The organism is Halomonas sp. Mc5H-6 (assembly GCF_024124705.1).
GTDB lineage: Bacteria > Pseudomonadota > Gammaproteobacteria > Pseudomonadales > Halomonadaceae > Vreelandella > Vreelandella subterranea.
The window spans coordinates 248,911-267,012 of sequence record NZ_JAMXSI010000001.1; the positions used below are offsets into that span (position 1 = coordinate 248,911).

An 18,102-nucleotide genomic window follows, 5' to 3' on the forward strand; every position below is an offset into this window, starting at 1 on the left:
CAGGGCATTAAAAACGCCTGTCTGGTTAATCCCAGACAGGCGTTTTGCCTAACAACAGAAGAGCGTCAGGCGGCTAGTCCCTGAAGCGGCGGGTCAGCTCGCCATAGGCATCGATGCGACGGTCGCGCAGGTAGGGCCAGATACGCCGCGTGTTCTCACTGCGGGCCATATCGATCTCCACGACCAACTGCTCAGACGTCTCTCCGGCTCTTGCCAGCAGTTCACCCTGCGGCCCGCAAATAAAACTGCCTCCCCAAAACTGGATGCCTGCACCCACGCTAGACGGGTCGGCCTCAAACCCAACCCGGTTGGCGACGACCACGGGTAACCCGTTGGCGACGCTGTGAGCGCGCTGGATGAGCGTCCAGGCGTCCTGCTGGCGGGCCTTCTCGGCAGCGTCGTCGTTGGGATCCCAGCCGATGGCGGTGGGGTAGAGGAGCAGCTCGGCGCCGGCAAGGGCCATCAGGCGCGCGGCTTCGGGATACCACTGATCCCAGCAAACCAGCACGCCCAGACGGCCAAGAGAGGTGTCTATGGGGGTAAACCCCTCGTCGCGGGCGGCGTCGTGATCGCCGGGGGTGAAGTAGAATTTCTCGTAAAACCCGGGGTCGTCGGGGATATGCATCTTGCGATACTGGCCCACGCGGCCCTCGCCACGGTCATATACCACCGCGGTATTGTGATAGAGCCCGGGTGCGCGGCGCTCGAACAGCGAGCCGACGAGTACGATGTCCAGCTCCCGGGCCAACTCGGCGAGCCGTTGGCCCGTGGGCCCATCCAGCGGCTCGGCCAGGTCGAACACCGCGGGGTCTTCGTATTGGCAGAAATAGTGCGTGGCATGCAGTTCCTGGAGCAATACCAGCTGAGCACCCTGCTGCACGGCGTCGCGAATGCCCGCTTCACTGGCGGCCAGACTTTGGGACTTATCGGGCCAGGCTTGCTGTTGCACGATGCCGACGGTGACGGGGCTTTTCATGATGATTCCTCCGCGGTCTGATGAGCAGTGGCGAGCGTGCCTCGGGGGAGCTGCATGGTTAAACAATGCAGACTGCCGTGTTGGCGAATGACGTGACTGCACTCGATGGGAATGAGCGTATGTTCGGGAAAGGCGACCGCCAGAGCGTTCAGCGCGATAACGTCGGCGGGGTCCCCGTAGGTGGGTACCAGTACAGCCCCATTGATGATCAAAAAATTGGCGTAAGTGGCAGGCAAGCGGCGACCATCGTCGGGTGCATAGCAGGCCTGAGGCCAGGGCAGCGGAATTAGCCGGTAGGGCTCGCCATTACGCTGCCGAAACGCCTGGAGCTCCTGCTCCATCGCTTGCAGGGCTGGGTAGTGAGGGTCCGTCGGGTCGTCACAGCGCACATAGGCGATGGTCGTCGGGTTGCAAAAACGCGCCAGGGTATCAATGTGGCTATCGGTGTCGTCGCCTTCCAGATGGCCATGGGCCAACCACAGCACGCGATCGACGCCCAGGTCTTTCTCAAGCTGTTGTTCCAGCTGGCGCCGGGGCATGTGCGGATTGCGGTTGGGATTGAGCAGACAGGCCTCGGTGGTGAGCAAGGTGCCGTCGCCGTCCGTCTCAATCGCGCCGCCTTCCAGCACGAGCTCCCGGGGGCTGACCGGGCAGTTCCACACGCCTGCCTCGGCAAGCCGCTGGGTCAGCCGATTATCGCGAGCGGCAGGAAATTTACCGCCCCAGCCGGTGAAGGTGTAATCCAACAGTTGCAATGCCCCCGTTTCATCGGCGACGGTAATCGGCCCGTGATCCCGTGCCCAGGTGTCGTCGCTGGGCGCGACACACAGCCGTAATTGACCTTCGGGTACCCCATAGGCGTCGAATGTCGCTGCCAGACGTGTGCGCGTGGCGTTGTCAGGCACGCTGATGAGTACTCGCTGATGGCGGGTCACGGCGACGACAATACGCTCGAGTGTGCCTTCTATGCCACCCAGGAGTGCCTGCCAGTCGCCATCCGGGCGTGGCCAGGTGAGTTGAATGCCATCCTGAGGATGCCATTCAGGTAATAAACGATAGGTCGAAGTGGTCAACGTAAAGCCGCTCGCAGCGAAGATAAAAGAGGGCGCGTCGGGCGCCAGTCGAATCGGCGCAATGTAGGGGCTCGCGCGAAAAGTTGCAAGTATAGAGAATCATGAGGGAACGCTGGCGGCGGATGTGCCTCTAAAGCCCGCTTATACATATGCAGCGATGCTAAAAAAACCGTACCATGAGCGCTGACTTATAAGGAATGACGCCATGCTTGATCGTTTGCCTTTTCTGGTGGGGCTGCGCTACGTGCGCGCTAAACGCCGAAACCATTTTATTTCGTTCATATCGCTGACTTCCATGCTGGGACTGATGCTGGGCGTGGCGGTACTGATTCTTGTTCTGTCGGTAATGAACGGGTTTGACCACGAGCTGCGTACGCGAATCCTGGGTATGGTGCCGCACGCCAAAATCGAAGCCCGTGAGGGCATGGTGGAGTGGCAGTCGCTGGCCGAAAAGATCATGCAGCGTGACCGCGTCGAGGGGGTCGCCCCTTACGTCGAACAGCAGGGCATGTTCTCGGTGGGCGGCAACAATGAAGGCGCCATGGTCAACGGTATCCATCCCGACTGGGAAGATAAGGTATCGATTATTGGCGAGCACATGCAGCGAGGCGAGTTAAGCGACCTGGTGCCGGGCGAGTGGAATGTCGTGCTGGGGTCCATGTTGGCCCGACGCCTGGGCGTCGACGTGGGCGATCGCGTGACCTTGCTGGTTCCTGAGGCCTCGATTACCCCGGCGGGCGTATTTCCCCGCCTCAAACGCTTCACCGTCAGCGGTATCTTCAGCGTTGGTGCCGAGCTTGATGCTAACTTAGCCTACGCTAATATTGAGGACATGCAGACGCTTGGCCGTCTTGGTGATGCGATCGGCGGGCTGCGTCTTGAACTGGACGATCTGTTTGTGGCCGGTAGCGAAACACAGGCTATCCTCAACGAACTGGGCCCTGGCTATCGAGGCAGTGACTGGACCTATTCTCAGGGCAACCTTTTCCAGGCAATCCAGATGGAAAAACGCATGATTGCGCTGTTGTTGACGGTCATTATTGCTGTCGCCGCCTTCAATATTGTGTCCACTCTGGTCATGGTCGTCACCGACAAACGGGCCGATATCGCCATACTGCGAACCATCGGTGCCACCCCGCGTTCGATCATGGGTATTTTTATCGTGCAAGGGTTGGCTATCGGTTTTATCGGGATTGCCGTGGGCGTCGCTGTCGGTGTGTTGCTCGCCCTGACGATTTCCGATCTGATTGGCTGGGTCGAGGGCTTCATGAATATCAAATTCCTCGATGCAGGGGTCTACTTCATCAGTGACTTGCCGTCGCGTTTATACTTTGCAGATGTCCGAAACATCGTGCTGGCCGCCTTCGGGTTGACGTTTCTGTCCACGCTTTACCCGGCTTGGCGGGCTGCGCGTGTCCAGCCTGCCGATGTGCTGCGCTATGAATAAGGAAGCCAACATGTCTGAGACGACATCGAACCAAGCCCCTGTAATGCTGAAATGTGAAGGCTTGACCCGCACCTACAGTGAAGGGCCGCAGGATTTAACCGTCCTCGATACGCTTGACCTGCAAGTGCATGCGGGCGAGCGGGTTGCCATTGTGGGTAGCTCAGGGTCGGGCAAGACGACACTGCTTAATTTGTTAGGCGGCTTGGACCGGCCCACTGCAGGCGATGTAGTGATCGCGGATCAACCGCTGGCGGGGCTGAATGAGACGGCGCTGGGGCGGTTTCGCAACCGTTATATCGGCTTTGTCTATCAGTTCCACCACCTGCTTGCCGAGTTCACGGCGGTAGAAAACGCCGCGTTGCCGTTGATCATTCGCGGGCAAGCGAAAAAAAAGGCCGAGCAGCGCGCCATGCAGATCTTGTCGCGGGTGGGCATGCAGGACAGGGCCGATCACAAGCCGGGTGAATTATCCGGTGGGGAGCGTCAGCGGGTGGCCATTGCCCGTGCGCTGGTCACGGACCCCAGCCTGGTATTAATGGATGAGCCCACGGGCAATCTGGACCAGACCACGGCCGCCACCATTCTGGCGCTAATGGATGAGCTGGCGCGCGAAAGCGCCTGTGCCTTCGTGATTGTCACCCACGACATTGGCTTGGCAGGGCATCAGGACCGAATGATGAAACTGGATGGAGGAAAGCTCGTACAGCAGCCTTAATCGTCGAATTCGGCTTCGATCCGGGCACGCCGCTGCCGCCTCTTTTGGCGGCGGCGCTTCCAGTGGTGGGAAACGTGCCAACGCCAGATCAGGCGCACGGCAATATTGGCCATTACGGCCAGGACCAGGGCCGATACTAGAGAGCCAAGCAGCAAAGCGGGCATGATGTTATGCATTTGTTCGGCTAGCCATTGCGTCGAAAGGCGGGAAGGCGCCTCACGTGCAGGCGTATCCAGAAAAAAGGTCCCAATCCAATAGTTACCGTAAAAGAATAGCGGCATGGTCAGTGGGTTGGTAATCCACACCAGGCCGACCGCGAGGGCAAGGTTGCAGCGGCTGAAGCGAGCACCTATGGCCGCTACCACCATTTGGCAGGGAATCGGCAGCATAGCGCAGAAAAGCCCCACACTGAACGCATTGGCGACGCTGCGTCGCGTCAGTTGCCACAAGCGCGGGTCGGCAATCAGCGGCGCCATGAAACGCAGCGACCGCTGACGCTTTAGCGTATCGGGCTTGGGCATATAGCGTTGGAAGAAACGGCGAGGCATGTCGGACACTCTTGCCTATGAATGCCGCCCATTATCCATAAGGGACAGGGTTTCGGCTACGCCAAGGCGGCGATAAGGCAGCGCCAGGGAGGGCAGTATGCGCATTGGGGTTGCGATACCCGTTGCAGTGGCCGTTATGGCGGGAGCTGTTCTTGGCCGTTGGCTGGGGCCAGCCGGTAATACGCTGCCAGTCACCTCAGCGCTGGGTATCTTGCTGCTTGTCCTGGCAACAGTGCGTTTGCGTTATTGCCTTTGGCTGGCGATCGTCTGTTGGGGAGTGGTGGCCATCCAATCCCAGTGGGCGCGTCAATTGCCACCCGGCCTTTCCGGCGAGGATGTTCGGGTTGAAGGGCGTATTACTCAGACCCAGCCGACCAGTAGTGGCCTGCGCCTGTTAGTGGAAGTGGATCGCTGTGACGCCCCGGACCTTCGACCAAGCTGCGAGCGCCTGCAAAGGGTGCGGGTCAGCGCATACGACCCGGAGCCGCCATTGCCTAAACCAGGCGAGCGCTGGGTGATGACGCTGCGTCTGCGTCCGCCCAACGGCTTTATGAACCCCGGTGCTTTCGACTATGCCCACTGGCTATGGCGTGAGGGTATCGATGCGACCGGCTATGTCCGCCAGGAACCTTCTGCTCAGCGGCTAACCGCTGCCCCTTTCTCACTGCGCCACCAAGCACATGCCCTGCTGGAAGAGCAATCGCTTTCGCCGCGTACACGGCGTTGGCTTGCGGCGCTGACGCTCGGGCTGGGAGACCAGCTCACCCGGGATGACTGGAAGCTACTCAACGCCAGTGGTACGACCCATCTGGTTGTGATCTCCGGTTTGCATGTGGGGCTGGTCGCTTCTTTCGTCTTGCTGTTAGCCCGCGGAGCCGCGCGCAAGCTGACGCCGGGCAACTGGCGCCTGAGGGCGTGGCCCTGGTGGCTAGCGGGCTCGGCGGCCTTCGGTTATGCGGTACTGGCAGGCATGGAGCCACCGGCCATGCGCGCCATGATCATGAGCGGTGTGGGTCTCTGGGTGTTGAGTGGTCGCCACGCGCCGGGGTCCTGGCAAGGCTGGTGGCTGGCACTAGCCGCTGTACTGGTGATCGATCCCGTTGCCCTTTGGCAACCCGGGTTATGGCTGTCGTTTGTGGCCGTTGCCTGGCTGATCATCATTTGGCAAGGCAGGCCACGCCCGCAGGGTCTGCGCGGATGGTGCTGGGCCGTACTGCGGTCCCAATGTCTGCTGGCCCCGCTAATGGCGGCGGCGGTGCTCATCGCGTTTGGCCGGGTAGCGCCAGCGGCTCCCCTGATTAATCTGGTCGCCGTTCCCTTCATGAGCCTTTTCATGGTGCCGCTGGCGCTGCTGGGTTGGTTGCTGACACCAGTGCCTTACGCGTCGACGGCGGTCTGGTGGTTATTCGAGCAGGGATTGGGCGGCTTTTACAGTGTCCTGGAAGTGGCGGTGGTGCATTGGCCGTTATGGGAACCGCCGCGCTACCTGCAACTGCCGTGGGCAGTGGGGCTTCTTGTGATGGCGTTATGCTGGGGGCTGCCCGGCACGGCAAGGTGGCTGAAGCTAGGGGCGCTTATCATTGTCATGTGGGTGCCTTTTTGGCCAGCGTCGTCACGCCCCGCAGGCGATGACTTGCTTATCACCGTTTATGATGTGGGGCAGGGCCAATTGATAGAACTGCGTAGCGCCCATCAGCGGATGTTGGTGGACACGGGGCCGCGTTATCGCTCGGGGTTCATGCCGCTTGAAACCCTGTGGCCGCCGGGGCAGCATTTCGATCAGGTGCTTGTCAGCCATAGCGATAGTGACCACGCAGGGGGCGTGCAGGCGCTCCGCGACCAGCACCAGGTGGATGAATGGCGTGCACCTGCCCAGGAACCGATTGCGGTGCAACGTCTTGACTGTCAAAGGGGCGATGAATGGCAACGGGATGGTGTTCATTATCGCGTATTGTGGCCCAGTGCGGACCTCGGCGACGCCTCCTCCAATGACCGGTCGTGCGTGCTGTCGGTTCAGGTGGGCCAGCAGCAGGTGTTAATCACTGGTGATGCCGGTCGACAGGTCGAGCGGCGGTTGATCGGAGATCTCAGATCGCCCGTTACGGTATTGGTCGCGGGGCACCATGGTAGCGCCTCGAGTTCGGGGCTGCAGTTCGTGCGAGCGGCCGATGCACAGCATGTTATTTTTAGTGCCGGGCGCGATAACCCCTTTGGTCACCCCAATGATGGCGTCGTGCAGCGTTTTCGCGAGCAGGGGAGCTGTTTATGGAATACTGCCCAAGATGGCGCCGTCCAGTTACGCCTCTCCCCTGATGCCCCGCTTGAAATAAACTCCCTGCGCGGGTCGGCGCCTCGACAGCGGTGTTGATGCGCAGCGCCATCAGGTAGAATTCTCCCACTGCACGCTATTGCTTAGGAGCTCGTGTGACTGACTCAGGCTGGATCCTCTATAAACGTTTATTAAGCTATGTAAAGCCGCACTGGCGTGCTTTCAGCCTGGCGCTGGTGGGCTTTGTCATTTATGCCGCGTCAAGCACCGCGCTGGCGGAAATGATGAAACGCCTGATTGACGGCATCCAGAATCCCGACGCCTCTTTCCGGCTCTTTCTTCCGTTATTCGTCATCATCATGTTTTCCGCGCGGGGTATCGGGACTTTTCTGAGTACCTACTTCATGGCCTATGTCGGGCGCTATGTGATCCATACGCTGCGCTGCGATGTCTTTGCCCACATGCTCCACCTGCCGGGCATGTTTTTTGACCACCATTCCAGCGGTCATCTGGTGTCCCGGGTTACCTACCATGTGGAACAAGTGGCGGGTGCTGCGACCAAGGCGTTTACCATCCTGCTACGTGAAGGTCTGTTCGTGATTGGCCTGCTCGGCTATTTGCTATGGACCAACTGGATGCTGACGCTGCTGTTTTTAGGCGTCACGCCGATTATCGCAGGCGTGGTGAGCTACGCCAGCAAGCGCTTTCGCAGGCTTTCCAAGCGCATTCAGAACTCCATGGGCGACGTCACCCATGTGGCCTCTGAAGCGCTTTCGGGCCATCGGGTGGTGCGCACCCATGGCGCGGAAATGTATGAAAAGCAGCGTTTCGAGCGCGTCAGTGAAGAAAACCGTCGCCAAAGCATGAAGGAAGCGATGACACGTGCCATCAGTTCTCCGGTCATCTTGATTCTGGTGGCGATCTCGATGGCCATTCTGGTCTGGCTGGCCATGGCACCCTCACTGATGGCCAGTATGACGCCGGGTGAGTTTGTTGCCTTTATTACGGCCGCTGCCCTGATGATCAAGCCGGTTAGACAGCTGTCGGAAATCAACAGCGAAATCCAGAAAGGGATTGCCGCCGCCTCCGAACTCTTCGGCCTGCTGGATATGGTTCCCGAAAGCGATAGCGGAACGTATCGGGTCGAACGGTTAGCGGGGCGCGTCAAACTCGAAAATGTCAGCTTCCGCTATGCCGAGGATCAGCCCTATGTCCTTCAAGATATCAATCTTGAGGTGGCAGCCGGCGAGATGGTAGCGATTGTGGGGCGGTCCGGCAGCGGCAAGTCGACCCTGGTGAGCTTGCTGCCGCGCTTTTACCAGCCCAGTGAGGGGCGTATCACCATCGATGATGTGCCACTGGAGGACTATGCGCTACGCCCGCTGCGTCAGCAAATGGCGCTGGTCTCTCAGCAGGTCACGCTGTTCAACGCCTCGATTGCCGATAACATTGCTTACGGCGTGGATGATCCAGACCCTGAGGCCATCAGGTCGGCGGCTGAAGCGGCCTACGCCGATGAATTTATCGACCAGCTTCCCCAGGGATATGACACCGTGGTGGGGGAAAACGGCGTGATGCTGTCAGGCGGTCAACGCCAGCGGCTGGCCATTGCGCGGGCGATTTTCAAGGATGCCCCGCTGCTGATCCTGGATGAGGCCACCTCTGCCCTGGATACCGAATCAGAGCGTTATATCCAAAAGGCGCTTGAAGATGTCTGCCAGGGGCGCACCACCCTGGTGATTGCCCACCGGTTGTCCACCATCGAGCGCGCGGATCGGATCATCGTCATGGATCAGGGGCGCATTGTTGAACAGGGCAGTCATCAAACCCTGCTGGCGGCAGGCGGTGCTTACGCGGCGCTGCACCAGTTGCAGTTTCAGGAGCCCCAGTGAAGCTTGCCGACCGCTGGCTTGCGGGTGCCTACCAGGGCAGCCGCTGGCTGAGGCCTTTACAGCCCTTGGGCAAGCTGTATGAAAGACTGATGCAGCGTCGGGCGCGCCAGTTTCATACCGGCAGGCGACGCGCATGGCGCGCGCCGGTGCCGGTCATCGTTGTGGGTAATATCACCCTGGGCGGTACGGGTAAATCACCGCTGGTGGCATGGCTGGGAAACCGGCTGGCAGCACAGGGCTGGTCGCCGGGTATCGTGTCACGCGGCTACGGCGGCAGTGCCGAACGCTACCCGCTGCGGGTGACGCCGACGACGCCAGTAAACGAGAGCGGCGATGAGCCGCTGATGCTGGCTCAGCAGACAGGGCTGCCGGTCATGGTCGACCCGCAGCGAGCCCGGGCGGCGGAGGCTCTTGTCCGGGCCGGTTGCGACCTGATTATCAGCGATGATGGTTTGCAGCACCTTGCGCTTGCGCGCGATATTGAACTGGTGGTGATCGATGGCGCACGCGGACTGGGGAATGGCCATTGCCTGCCGGCAGGGCCGCTGCGTGAATCGCCCGACCGGTTGAAGGGCGTCGATGCCGTGATCGTGAATGGCGATAACGCTTGTGAGCTGCCGGTAGAGGGCGTCACCATGCACCTGAGGCCATGCGGCTGGCGCAGGCTTTGCGATGGCCAACGGTTTCTACTGGCGCCTTTACCGTTCAAGGCCCCGGTCAACGGCTTGGCTGCCATCGGTAATCCCCAGCGCTTTTTTGCAACCTTGATAGCACTGGGGGTGACGGGCGAGTGGCATCCGCTGGCGGATCACCAGCCGTTGAACGAGGCGCTGCTGAACCGGTGGAGAGGTCGTCCACTGGTGATGACCGCCAAGGATGCCGTGAAATGTCAGGCGTTCGCCCCGCCGGATAGTTGGGTTCTCGATGTGGAAGCCATGCTTCCACCTGATTTTGAGCATTGGCTGACAGACAAACTGTCAGCGCTTACCTGAGACAGGAGAAACGCTCATGGATAAGGAACTGCTGGCCATGCTGGTCTGCCCGCTGTGTCAAGGCAAGTTGAAGTTCGACCGCGAGGCCCTGGAGCTACACTGTGTTTACGATGGCCTCGCCTATCCGATCGAAGACGGCATTCCGGTGATGTTGCCAGAGACGGCCCGTGCGCTGGAGGTCGATGAAAAACTGACACCGTCACCAGGCCGCACAGGAGAGGGGTGAATGGCGTTGTCGTTTACCGTGGTGATTCCTGCCCGCTATGGCTCAAGCCGGTTGCCGGGCAAGCCACTGCTGGATATTGCGGGAGAGCCGATGATCGCCCATGTCTGGCGACGCGCCTGCCAGAGCCGCGCCAGCCGTGTCGTGGTGGCCACCGACGATGTGCGTATCAAGACGGCCATGGCGCCTTACGGTGCCGAGGTCGTCATGACGCGCGAGGACCATGCTTCCGGGACCGACCGGCTGGCCGAGGTGGCCGATCAGTTGGCGTTGGACGAGTCGGCACTGGTGGTCAATGTCCAGGGCGACGAACCCTTGATTCCCCCGGCGCTGATCAACCAGGTGGCCGAACGCCTGGCGGACGACGATCAGGCTTCCATTGCGACGCTGGCGGAACCGATTACGGATATCGATTCGTTGTTCAACCCCAATGTCGTCAAGGTGGTGCGTTCGTTTCAGGGGCGGGCGCTGTACTTTTCCCGGGCACCGATTCCCTGGGACCGTGAACAATTTTCGCAGCCCCCCGCGGTACTCGGCACGGATGCGTGGCTGCGCCATATTGGCCTTTATGCCTATCGGGTCAGCTTTTTGCATGCCTACTGCGACTGGCCCGCGTCGAGCCTCGAGCAGCTCGAGCAGCTCGAACAGCTGCGCGCACTGCAATATGGCCATACGATCCAGGTCGCGCTGGCCTGTGACGTGAACCCGGCCGGGGTCGATACCTCTGAGGATTTAGCCCGTGTACGCGCGCTTTTGGCGCCAACACAGCAGAAGGAGTGAACCGTGAAAGTGCTGTTTGTCTGCTTAGGTAATATCTGTCGGTCGCCCACTGCAGAAGGGGTATTTCGCCGCGCGCTGGAACGCGCCGGGTGGCAGGATCGCGTGGTCGTCGACTCCTGTGGCGTGGGGCGTTGGCACCTGGGTAATGCACCTGACCCGCGCGCCCAGGCAGCGGCCGAACAGCGAGGTATCGACATCAGTGGTTTAAGGGCTCGCCAATTGCAAGCGCAGGATTTCACTGAATTCGACTATGTACTGGGGATGGATCGCGACAATCTTCGCGCCATGTTGGCCATGAAGCCTGCTCACGCCAACGCCCATGTGGGGCTGTTTCTGGACTTTGCCGACCTGGCGGAAAGCGAGGTGCCGGACCCTTATTACGGGGGGGATGAAGGCTTCGAGCGGGTGTTCAATCTCCTGGAAACCGCTGCCGAAGGTCTGGTTGCGCATATCCAGCGTGGCAAGCAATGAGCCCACTGGCAGTCCAGCGCGAAGTCGACCTGAGCGGTGCCAACACGCTGCGTCTGCCGTGTGTGGCCGAACGGTACGCGGCGCCCCGAACGCTGGTTCAATTGCAGCAGGTGCTTGCCCAATCCAGGCGAGAAGGGTGGTCGGCAACCGTGCTGGGCGGCGGCAGTAATGTGCTTTTGCCCGCACGGCTCAGCGGCATCGTCATTCGACCATTGCTTGATCAGTGGTGGCTACAGACGCAGGGCGATCAACTGCTTGCGCATGTGGGGGCAGGCGTGAACTGGCACCGACTGGTCATGTCGCTGGCAGCGTCCGGGTTATGGGGTACCGAAAACCTCGCCCTGATCCCTGGCGATTGCGGTGCCGCCCCGGTGCAGAATATCGGTGCCTACGGCGTTGAGCTGGCGGATAGGCTGCGCGCGGTACAAGTGCTTGACAGGGCGACCGGCGAAGTGCGTTGGTTGAGCCGCGATGCCTGCCAGTTTGGCTATCGCGATAGCATCTTCAAAGGCGCACTGGCGGAAACGGTCATTATTACCCGGCTGGTGCTGCGACTGTCCCGTGAGCCCTTGGTGACGCTTGGCTATGGGGATCTGGCAACCCGGGTGCCTGAATCGCCTTCGCCCCTGGAAGTGGCCAAGGCGGTATGCGCTATCCGCCGTGAAAAGCTACCGGACCCCGCAGAATTGGCCAATGCGGGCAGCTTTTTCAAAAATCCGTTCGTGACCGATCAGCGGGCCGCGGCGCTACGCCAGCGCTATCCTGACATGCCGTGTTTTCCTCAGGGTAACGGGCAGACGAAGCTGGCAGCAGGCTGGTTAATCGACCAGTGTGGCTTAAAGGGATTTCGTCAGGGGGCGTTTGCGGTCCATGAACGCCAGGCGCTGGTACTGGTTCATTTCGGCGGCGGTAATCGCAAAGGCCTGCTGGCGTTAGCCAATACGGTCGCTGAGCGAGTCGCTGAACGCTTTGCCGTCAGGCTAACGCCCGAGCCGCGCCTGATCAGCGCTTGATCCGTTTCCGTTGCACACAAAAAACGCCCCGCCGTTAACAACGGCGGGGCGTTCGTTTTATGCCACTTGGCTGACTCAGTCGTTAGTCAGCGTTCGTGTCGTTTGCCCGCTGCTTGCGTTTCTCGCGCGGGTCGTTATGTGCCCGGCTGCGACGACGACGCGGTTTTGCGGCTTCTTCAGCGCCTGCTTCGCTATTGGGCGCCGCCTGCTGGGCAGGGGTTGCCTCGGGCTGCGATGACGTCTCGGCCGCTGGCTCAGTGGCTGGTGCCTGCTTAGGCGAGGCCTTCTCTGCAGCGCCTGATTCAGCAGTGTCATCTTTGGCTTGCGCTTCAGCAGGGGCTTCAGCACTTACTTCAGGTGCGTTTTCGTCAGAAGTGCTTTTTTCAGAAGTACTTCCTTCAGAAGAGCTTTCTTTAGAAGTACTTTCTTTAGAGGTGCGTTGCTCAGGTGCCTTCTCCGATGCCTCAGGCGCTGACGCGGCTTGCTCGCCATCGCTATCCTGCGGCGTCTGCGCTGCCTGCTGCTTGCTTACGTCAGCCGTTTCATCGCTGGCTGCTGGCTTGGAGACGGCTTCTGAGGTGTTCTCTTCAGGCGCGTCTGCATCGGCCGCTGGTGCGGCAGCCTGCTCCGTTGCTGTCGTCGAGGACGTGTTAGCGTCCGCTTGATCAGCAGTGGGTTCAGCCTTGGGCGAGTCTTCCGTTGTTGGCGCCTGGGTGGTTGGCGCTTCAACGGCCTCGGCATGTGTAGAAGCCTCCTCTGATACAGTCGCTTGGTCCTGCGACTGCACCACGTCGGTGTCTTCATTCGATGCTGTATCGCCGCCTTTCGAACGCGAATCGCGCTTCGGCTGACGCCGTTGCTGCGTCGACTTGCGGGGTTTGGCCGCATTATCGGCAGGGCTTTCAGCCGTTGTGGTCGACGCCTCGTCGACGGAATCAGCAGTGCTATCTGCTGAAGAGGAGGTTGCTTCCTGCTCAGCGGGCGATTGCTTGGCCGTTTCCGCTGGCGCAGCGGCCGTTAGCTGAGTTGCCTGGGATGAAGTCTCGGCGGTCGAGTGGTTATCTGCTTGGCGCTCGTTGCCGTTGCCTGTCACCGCGTCGTTTGACGCATTACCCGACTCGCTGGGCGCCTTGGCGGCTTCTTCCTGAAGCTTTAGCTGCTCGGCTTCGGCCTTCGGGTTGATGGCCTGCTGACGCGTGCGCTGACGTGGGTTATTGCGCGTGCGCTTGGGCTTGCCGTCATCCTGCTTGGCCGCTGACGTATCGGTGTTGGCCTTGGCAGCGTTTTTAGCGTCACTGGCATTCGCCTCACCGGCATTGCGCGAGGTGTCACGGTTCGACTCGCGACGGGCTTTGGGGGGTGCGCTTTTGCCTGCCGTCTCGCTGTCGCTGCCCTTGGCAGAACTTGCCGGTGCCGTGTCTTTCTGACGGTTTGGCTTTTTGTCATTGCCCTGGGCGACGTTGCCCTCATCCTGCTGGGGATGGCGGCGACGGTTGCGGGTCCGGCTGGGGCCGTTACGCTTTTCGTCGGTTTCGTTGCTGGCGCTGCTGCGCTGGGCATTGCCCGTATTGCTCTTGGCTGCACTATCGCTGCGCTGCCGGTTGGGTTGCGACTCTTCACGACGAGAGGAAGAGGCACGCTCGGTTTTGCGCGGCGCAGCCGGTTCTGACGGGGTCTTGGTCTGCTCGGTGGACGCGGGGCGCTGCTCATCGTTGCCGAGCAATTTGGCAAATCCGCGCATGAAGCGACCCAGCATGCTGGCGCCGTCGGTGTTGCTTGCGGGAGCTGGGCTTTCCGGGCTTGGCTCATGCTGCAATGAGGCAGGCGCGGGCGCGTTGTGGGCAACGCTTTTAACCGCCGCTTCAGCGCGCTGAGCAGGAGGCACAAAGCTTGGCGCCGGTTCTTTGCCGATGTCGCTATCCGTGGATAGCTCAAAGCTTGAGAGCGTCTGGCTGTCGTCTTCGTCAAGGTGATCATCGCGCAGACGCTGCACATCGTAATGGGGGGTATCCATGTCCGGGTTGGGCAGCAGAACGACGCGAACGCCCTGGCGGGATTCGATATCGGCCAGCACGCTACGTTTTTCGTTGAGCAGGTACGTCGCCACAGGGACAGGCAAGATGGCCCGGATCTGCGCGCTGCGCTCTTTCATGGCCTCTTCTTCGATCAGGCGCATGATGGATAGCGAGAGCGAGCGGACATCGCGAATGGTGCCCTGGCCGTTGCAGCGCGGGCAGACCACGCCGCTGGTTTCACCCAGTGAAGGGCGCAGGCGCTGGCGTGACATTTCCATCAGGCCAAAGCGCGAGATGCGGCCGATTTGCACCCGGGCCCGGTCCAGCTTGAGGGCATCGCGCATGCGATTTTCGACTTCACGCTGGTTGCGGGCGGGGCCCATGTCGATAAAGTCGATGACCACCAGGCCGCCAATGTCGCGCAGACGCAGCTGACGGGCGATTTCATCGGCGGCTTCCGAGTTGGTCTGCAGCGCGGTTTCTTCGATATCGCTGCCGCGGGTGGCGCGAGCCGAGTTGATATCGATGGAGACCAGGGCTTCGGTATGGTCGATAACGATCGAGCCGCCCGAAGGCAGCTTGACTTCGCGCTGGTAGGCCGTTTCGATTTGCGATTCGATCTGAAAGCGCGAGAACAGCGGTACTTCGTCGGCGTACAGCTTGATCTTCTGCTGGTAAGACGGCATCACCTGACGAATGAAGGCGAGCGCTTCCGCGTGTATCTCGGGGCTGTCGATCAAGACTTCGCCAATATCCTGGCGCAGGTAGTCCCGCATCGCGCGGATGATCACGTTGGATTCGCGATAGATGAGGAAGGGCGCGGCGCGTTTGCCCGCTTCGGTCGTGATCGACTCCCATACCTGAACAAGGTAGTCCAGGTCCCACTGCAGTTCTTCAGGGCTTCGGCCGATGCCGGCGGTGCGCACGATCAGGCCCATCTTGTCGGGCACGGTAAGATGGCTCATGGCCTCTTTCAAGTCGCTGCGCTCATCGCCCTCGATGCGGCGTGAGATACCGCCGGCGCGGGGATTGTTGGGCATCAGTACCAGAAAGCGTCCGGCCAGGCTTATAAAGGTGGTTAACGCCGCGCCTTTATTGCCACGTTCCTCCTTGTCGACCTGGACAATGACTTCCTGGCCTTCTTTGAGCACCTCTTTAATACTCGGGCGGCCGGAAACATCCTTGACGAAATATTCCCGCGAGATTTCCTTTAGCGGCAGAAACCCATGACGTTCGGCACCGAAGTCAACGAAGGCCGCTTCCAGTGAAGGTTCGACGCGGGTGATCTTGCCGCGATAAATATTGGCTTTTTTCTGTTCTCGTGCGCCGGACTCGATATCAAGGTCATACAACCGTTGTCCATCAACCAGAGCGACGCGCAGCTCTTCAGGCTGGGTCGCATTGATCAGCATTCTTTTCATAATGTCTCGCATAGCGTAGCGTGCCGACGAACCACCTTGGGGTGATGTGGCGAACCGCTGGGTGCTGCGTGCTTGTGCTCGGCGCATAGCGATGCTGACGCATTTTACCAGGAAGGCATGACCGCCGACCTGGCTAATTAGGCGTTGAGTACGTGGCGGAGGCAAGACATGTTTCGGTGGCTGTCACGTCCATCCGGCCCTGCTGACACCGCCAACACCTGGCATTCATCGATTCACCAACACCGTCATCGGCACGGTGTTGAACTTTGTCGTCTTAAGCAGGCAGCGCGTTGTGACGTTTCAGCCTGGCTACTTAGGACGTGGCGTTTTAAGCGATTGCCCACCGTTCAGGGTTGGGCACAATCTTCTCTGCCGTATTGAAAACGGGCGGCAGAGTTACTGCATTTTTTTACGGCGAGGGGTGGATAATGCGTACACTGAGCCACGCCTCTTGCTTCGGCCTGCGTGTTAGTCGGGCAGGCGCTGGCCGATTATCATGTGGATACCATCAATTAGCTAATGACAACGCGATGCTATCAATGATCTCTATCGGCCGGTAAGCGCTTTGGAATATAACAGTAAAGCAAACGACCAGCAATTGACGCATTGGTGTTTGGTCTACGGTAGAATGCCGTTTTAGCCTATCAGCAGGAGTGCGCGGCAATGGCCGAAGGGCGTGAAGTACAGTGGGTGGAAATTGCCCAGGAACAATCTGGCCAGCGAATTGATAATTTTTTGATGACCCGCCTTAAAGGCGCGCCGCGTGCGTTGATTTACCGGATCGTGCGCAAGGGCGAGGTGCGCGTGAATAAAAAGCGCATCAAGGTCGATTACCGGCTCCAGTCCGGCGATCTGGTGCGCATTCCACCGCTACGTTTGGCACCCCGTGAGGCAGTCAAGGAAGTCAGCGACAATTTGCGTGATCTGCTGGTCGGCAGCGTTATCATGGAGGGGCCGGACTGGATGGTGCTCAATAAACCGTCAGGGCTCGCGGTTCATGGCGGTAGCGGGGTTAAAATCGGCCTGATCGAAGCGCTTCGTCAGGTGCGCGACGACCTGACGTTCTTGGAACTGGTTCACCGTCTGGACCGCGATACCTCGGGCTGCCTGCTGCTGGCCAAATCCCGGGATGCACTTGTCACCCTGAACGAGTCGCTGAAAAAGCACGGCATGGACAAGCGCTATCTGGCACTGGTGGCAGGCCGCTGGCCAGCACGCAAGACCTACGAAAGCGCCCGTCTGGATCGCTATGATGCGGGCAACGGCGAGCGGCGTGTCAGGGTAGACCCCAATGGTAAGGTGTCGCGCACCCATTTTGCGGTTGTCGAGACGTTTGCAAAAGCCACCCTTATTGAAGCCGAGCCGGTGACCGGGCGGACGCATCAGATCCGTGTGCATGCCGCGCATGCCGGTCATGCGCTGCTCGGGGATGACAAGTATGCCAATCGAGAGAGCGGCCTGCTTACCAAGCAGCTCGGGCTTGCCCGGCTTTTCTTGCATGCCCGCTCGCTGACGTTCCCCGAGCCTTCCAATGGACGCCCCGTCACGGTCAAGGCGCCGCTGCCCGAGGCGCTGGAAAACGCGCTTGATCGCGTGCGTCGATAAGGAGCTCCCATGCGCTATGAACTGGTTATCTTTGATTGGGACGGCACGCTGATGGACTCGGTGCCGCGTATCGTGTCGTGCATGCAGGCGGCGGGGCTCGAAGCGGGATTGGGGATGCTTCCCCGGGCGGATATCGAGAACATCATCGGGCTGGGGTTGCCTGAAGCCATTGAAACGCTTTGCCCGGGTATATCGCCAGAGCAGGCCGAGCGTCTTCGCCAAGCCTACGCGCATCAATTTGTGCATGTGGATACCACGCCCATGCGATTTTTCGCCGGTGTGGAAGATCATCTGGCGCGGCTTCGGTTAAATGGGGCGCAGAAACTGGCGGTCGCGACGGGTAAAAGCCGCCGTGGGCTGGACCGGGTTTTCCAGGAGACAGGGAGCCTTGACTGGTTTCACGCCAGCCGCACCGCCGACGAGACACGTTCCAAGCCTCACCCGCAAATGCTGCAGGAATTGCTCGACGAACTCTCGATTCCTGCCGAACGGGCGGTCATGGTAGGGGATACCGAGTATGACCTGGAAATGGCGCGCTCACTCGGCATGCCCCGTGTCGGCGTCAGTTATGGCGTTCATTCCCCTGAGCGCCTGGCGGCCAGCCAGCCGCACGAGATCGTGCACAGTGTTGATGAACTTTTTACATGGCTACAGGGATAAAT

General features: G+C 60.2%; 15 protein-coding genes. 11 read left to right on the top strand and 4 right to left on the bottom strand.

Going from position 1 to position 18,102, the window contains the following annotated elements; all coding sequences use genetic code 11:
* Positions 1 to 73: 73 nt before the first annotated feature.
* Together NH395_RS01155 and NH395_RS01160 are read right to left on the bottom strand one after the other, a co-directional pair.
* The gene (locus tag NH395_RS01155) at positions 74 to 976 is read right to left on the bottom strand and encodes a carbon-nitrogen hydrolase (protein WP_253021815.1); all 903 of its coding nucleotides are present in this window, start codon (positions 974 to 976) and stop codon (positions 74 to 76) included.
* On the bottom strand, positions 973 to 2,049 hold the full coding sequence (locus NH395_RS01160; protein WP_253021817.1) for an agmatine deiminase family protein: 1,077 nt from the start codon (positions 2,047 to 2,049) through the stop codon (positions 973 to 975). The genes NH395_RS01155 and NH395_RS01160 overlap by 4 nt, the downstream gene beginning before the upstream one ends.
* 205 nt (positions 2,050 to 2,254) lie before the next feature.
* Between NH395_RS01160 and NH395_RS01165 the strand changes: the two genes are divergently transcribed.
* Both NH395_RS01165 and NH395_RS01170 read left to right on the top strand, forming a co-directional pair.
* Complete coding sequence (locus tag NH395_RS01165) at positions 2,255 to 3,496, top strand: lipoprotein-releasing ABC transporter permease subunit (RefSeq protein ID WP_253021819.1); 1,242 nt, start codon at positions 2,255 to 2,257, stop codon at positions 3,494 to 3,496.
* 10 nt (positions 3,497 to 3,506) lie between these two features.
* A complete protein-coding gene (locus tag NH395_RS01170; RefSeq protein WP_253021821.1) occupies positions 3,507 to 4,211 on the top strand; it encodes an ATP-binding cassette domain-containing protein in 705 nt (234 codons plus the stop codon).
* On the opposite strand, the gene NH395_RS01175 is transcribed toward NH395_RS01170, so the two are convergent.
* Complete coding sequence (locus tag NH395_RS01175) at positions 4,208 to 4,759, bottom strand: DUF2062 domain-containing protein (RefSeq protein ID WP_066321038.1); 552 nt, start codon at positions 4,757 to 4,759, stop codon at positions 4,208 to 4,210. The genes NH395_RS01170 and NH395_RS01175 overlap by 4 nt on opposite strands.
* Positions 4,760 to 4,856: 97 nt before the next feature.
* Here NH395_RS01175 and NH395_RS01180 point away from each other — a divergent pair, with 97 nt between their 5' ends.
* From NH395_RS01180 to murB, 7 genes are read left to right on the top strand one after another with little or no spacing between them, the layout of a single operon-like run.
* Positions 4,857 to 7,127, top strand: a complete 2,271-nt coding sequence (locus tag NH395_RS01180) for a DNA internalization-related competence protein ComEC/Rec2 (protein ID WP_253021823.1) — start codon at positions 4,857 to 4,859, stop codon at positions 7,125 to 7,127.
* Positions 7,128 to 7,183: 56 nt separating this feature from the next.
* The gene (gene msbA, locus NH395_RS01185; protein ID WP_253021825.1) at positions 7,184 to 8,920 is read left to right on the top strand and encodes a lipid A export permease/ATP-binding protein MsbA; all 1,737 of its coding nucleotides are present in this window, start codon (positions 7,184 to 7,186) and stop codon (positions 8,918 to 8,920) included.
* On the top strand, positions 8,917 to 9,912 hold the full coding sequence (gene lpxK, locus NH395_RS01190) for a tetraacyldisaccharide 4'-kinase (protein ID WP_253021827.1): 996 nt from the start codon (positions 8,917 to 8,919) through the stop codon (positions 9,910 to 9,912). The genes msbA and lpxK overlap by 4 nt, the downstream gene beginning before the upstream one ends.
* Before the next feature lie 16 nt (positions 9,913 to 9,928).
* Entirely contained in the window at positions 9,929 to 10,138 is a 210-nt protein-coding gene (locus NH395_RS01195; protein WP_253021828.1) for a Trm112 family protein, read from the top strand.
* Positions 10,139 to 10,915 carry a 3-deoxy-manno-octulosonate cytidylyltransferase gene (kdsB, locus tag NH395_RS01200; RefSeq protein WP_253021829.1) on the top strand — a complete coding sequence of 259 codons (777 nt, stop codon included), beginning with the start codon at positions 10,139 to 10,141 and terminating at the stop codon, positions 10,913 to 10,915.
* Positions 10,916 to 10,918: 3 nt separating this feature from the next.
* The gene (locus tag NH395_RS01205) at positions 10,919 to 11,386 is read left to right on the top strand and encodes a low molecular weight protein-tyrosine-phosphatase (RefSeq protein WP_253021830.1); all 468 of its coding nucleotides are present in this window, start codon (positions 10,919 to 10,921) and stop codon (positions 11,384 to 11,386) included.
* Positions 11,383 to 12,399 carry a UDP-N-acetylmuramate dehydrogenase gene (gene murB / locus NH395_RS01210; protein WP_253021831.1) on the top strand — a complete coding sequence of 339 codons (1,017 nt, stop codon included), beginning with the start codon at positions 11,383 to 11,385 and terminating at the stop codon, positions 12,397 to 12,399. The genes NH395_RS01205 and murB overlap by 4 nt, the downstream gene beginning before the upstream one ends.
* Positions 12,400 to 12,481: 82 nt before the next feature.
* Here the strand turns inward: murB and rne are convergent, their stop codons facing one another.
* Entirely contained in the window at positions 12,482 to 15,835 is a 3,354-nt protein-coding gene (rne, locus tag NH395_RS01215; protein ID WP_253021832.1) for a ribonuclease E, read from the bottom strand.
* A gap of 663 nt (positions 15,836 to 16,498) precedes the next feature.
* Between rne and NH395_RS01220 the strand changes: the two genes are divergently transcribed.
* Together NH395_RS01220 and NH395_RS01225 are read left to right on the top strand one after the other, a co-directional pair.
* Positions 16,499 to 17,440, top strand: a complete 942-nt coding sequence (locus tag NH395_RS01220; RefSeq protein ID WP_066321025.1) for an RluA family pseudouridine synthase — start codon at positions 16,499 to 16,501, stop codon at positions 17,438 to 17,440.
* 9 nt (positions 17,441 to 17,449) lie between these two features.
* Positions 17,450 to 18,100, top strand: a complete 651-nt coding sequence (locus NH395_RS01225) for an HAD-IA family hydrolase (protein WP_253021833.1) — start codon at positions 17,450 to 17,452, stop codon at positions 18,098 to 18,100.
* The last annotated feature ends 2 nt before the right edge of the window (positions 18,101 to 18,102 follow it).

Excerpts from the sequence above, each read along its gene's own strand:
- NH395_RS01170 (WP_253021821.1), top strand. The coding sequence starts at position 3,507 with ATGTCTGAGACGACATCGAACCAAGCCCCTGTAATGCTGAAATGTGAA.
- murB (WP_253021831.1), top strand. The coding sequence starts at position 11,383 with ATGAGCCCACTGGCAGTCCAGCGCGAAGTCGACCTGAGCGGTGCCAAC.
- NH395_RS01180 (WP_253021823.1), top strand. The coding sequence starts at position 4,857 with ATGCGCATTGGGGTTGCGATACCCGTTGCAGTGGCCGTTATGGCGGGA.
- kdsB (WP_253021829.1), top strand. The coding sequence starts at position 10,139 with ATGGCGTTGTCGTTTACCGTGGTGATTCCTGCCCGCTATGGCTCAAGC.
- NH395_RS01195 (WP_253021828.1), top strand. The coding sequence starts at position 9,929 with ATGGATAAGGAACTGCTGGCCATGCTGGTCTGCCCGCTGTGTCAAGGC.
- NH395_RS01165 (WP_253021819.1), top strand. The coding sequence starts at position 2,255 with ATGCTTGATCGTTTGCCTTTTCTGGTGGGGCTGCGCTACGTGCGCGCT.
- rne (WP_253021832.1), bottom strand. The coding sequence starts at position 15,835 with ATGAAAAGAATGCTGATCAATGCGACCCAGCCTGAAGAGCTGCGCGTC.
- NH395_RS01220 (WP_066321025.1), top strand. The coding sequence starts at position 16,499 with ATGGCCGAAGGGCGTGAAGTACAGTGGGTGGAAATTGCCCAGGAACAA.
- NH395_RS01225 (WP_253021833.1), top strand. The coding sequence starts at position 17,450 with ATGCGCTATGAACTGGTTATCTTTGATTGGGACGGCACGCTGATGGAC.
- NH395_RS01175 (WP_066321038.1), bottom strand. The coding sequence starts at position 4,759 with ATGCCTCGCCGTTTCTTCCAACGCTATATGCCCAAGCCCGATACGCTA.
- NH395_RS01155 (WP_253021815.1), bottom strand. The coding sequence starts at position 976 with ATGAAAAGCCCCGTCACCGTCGGCATCGTGCAACAGCAAGCCTGGCCC.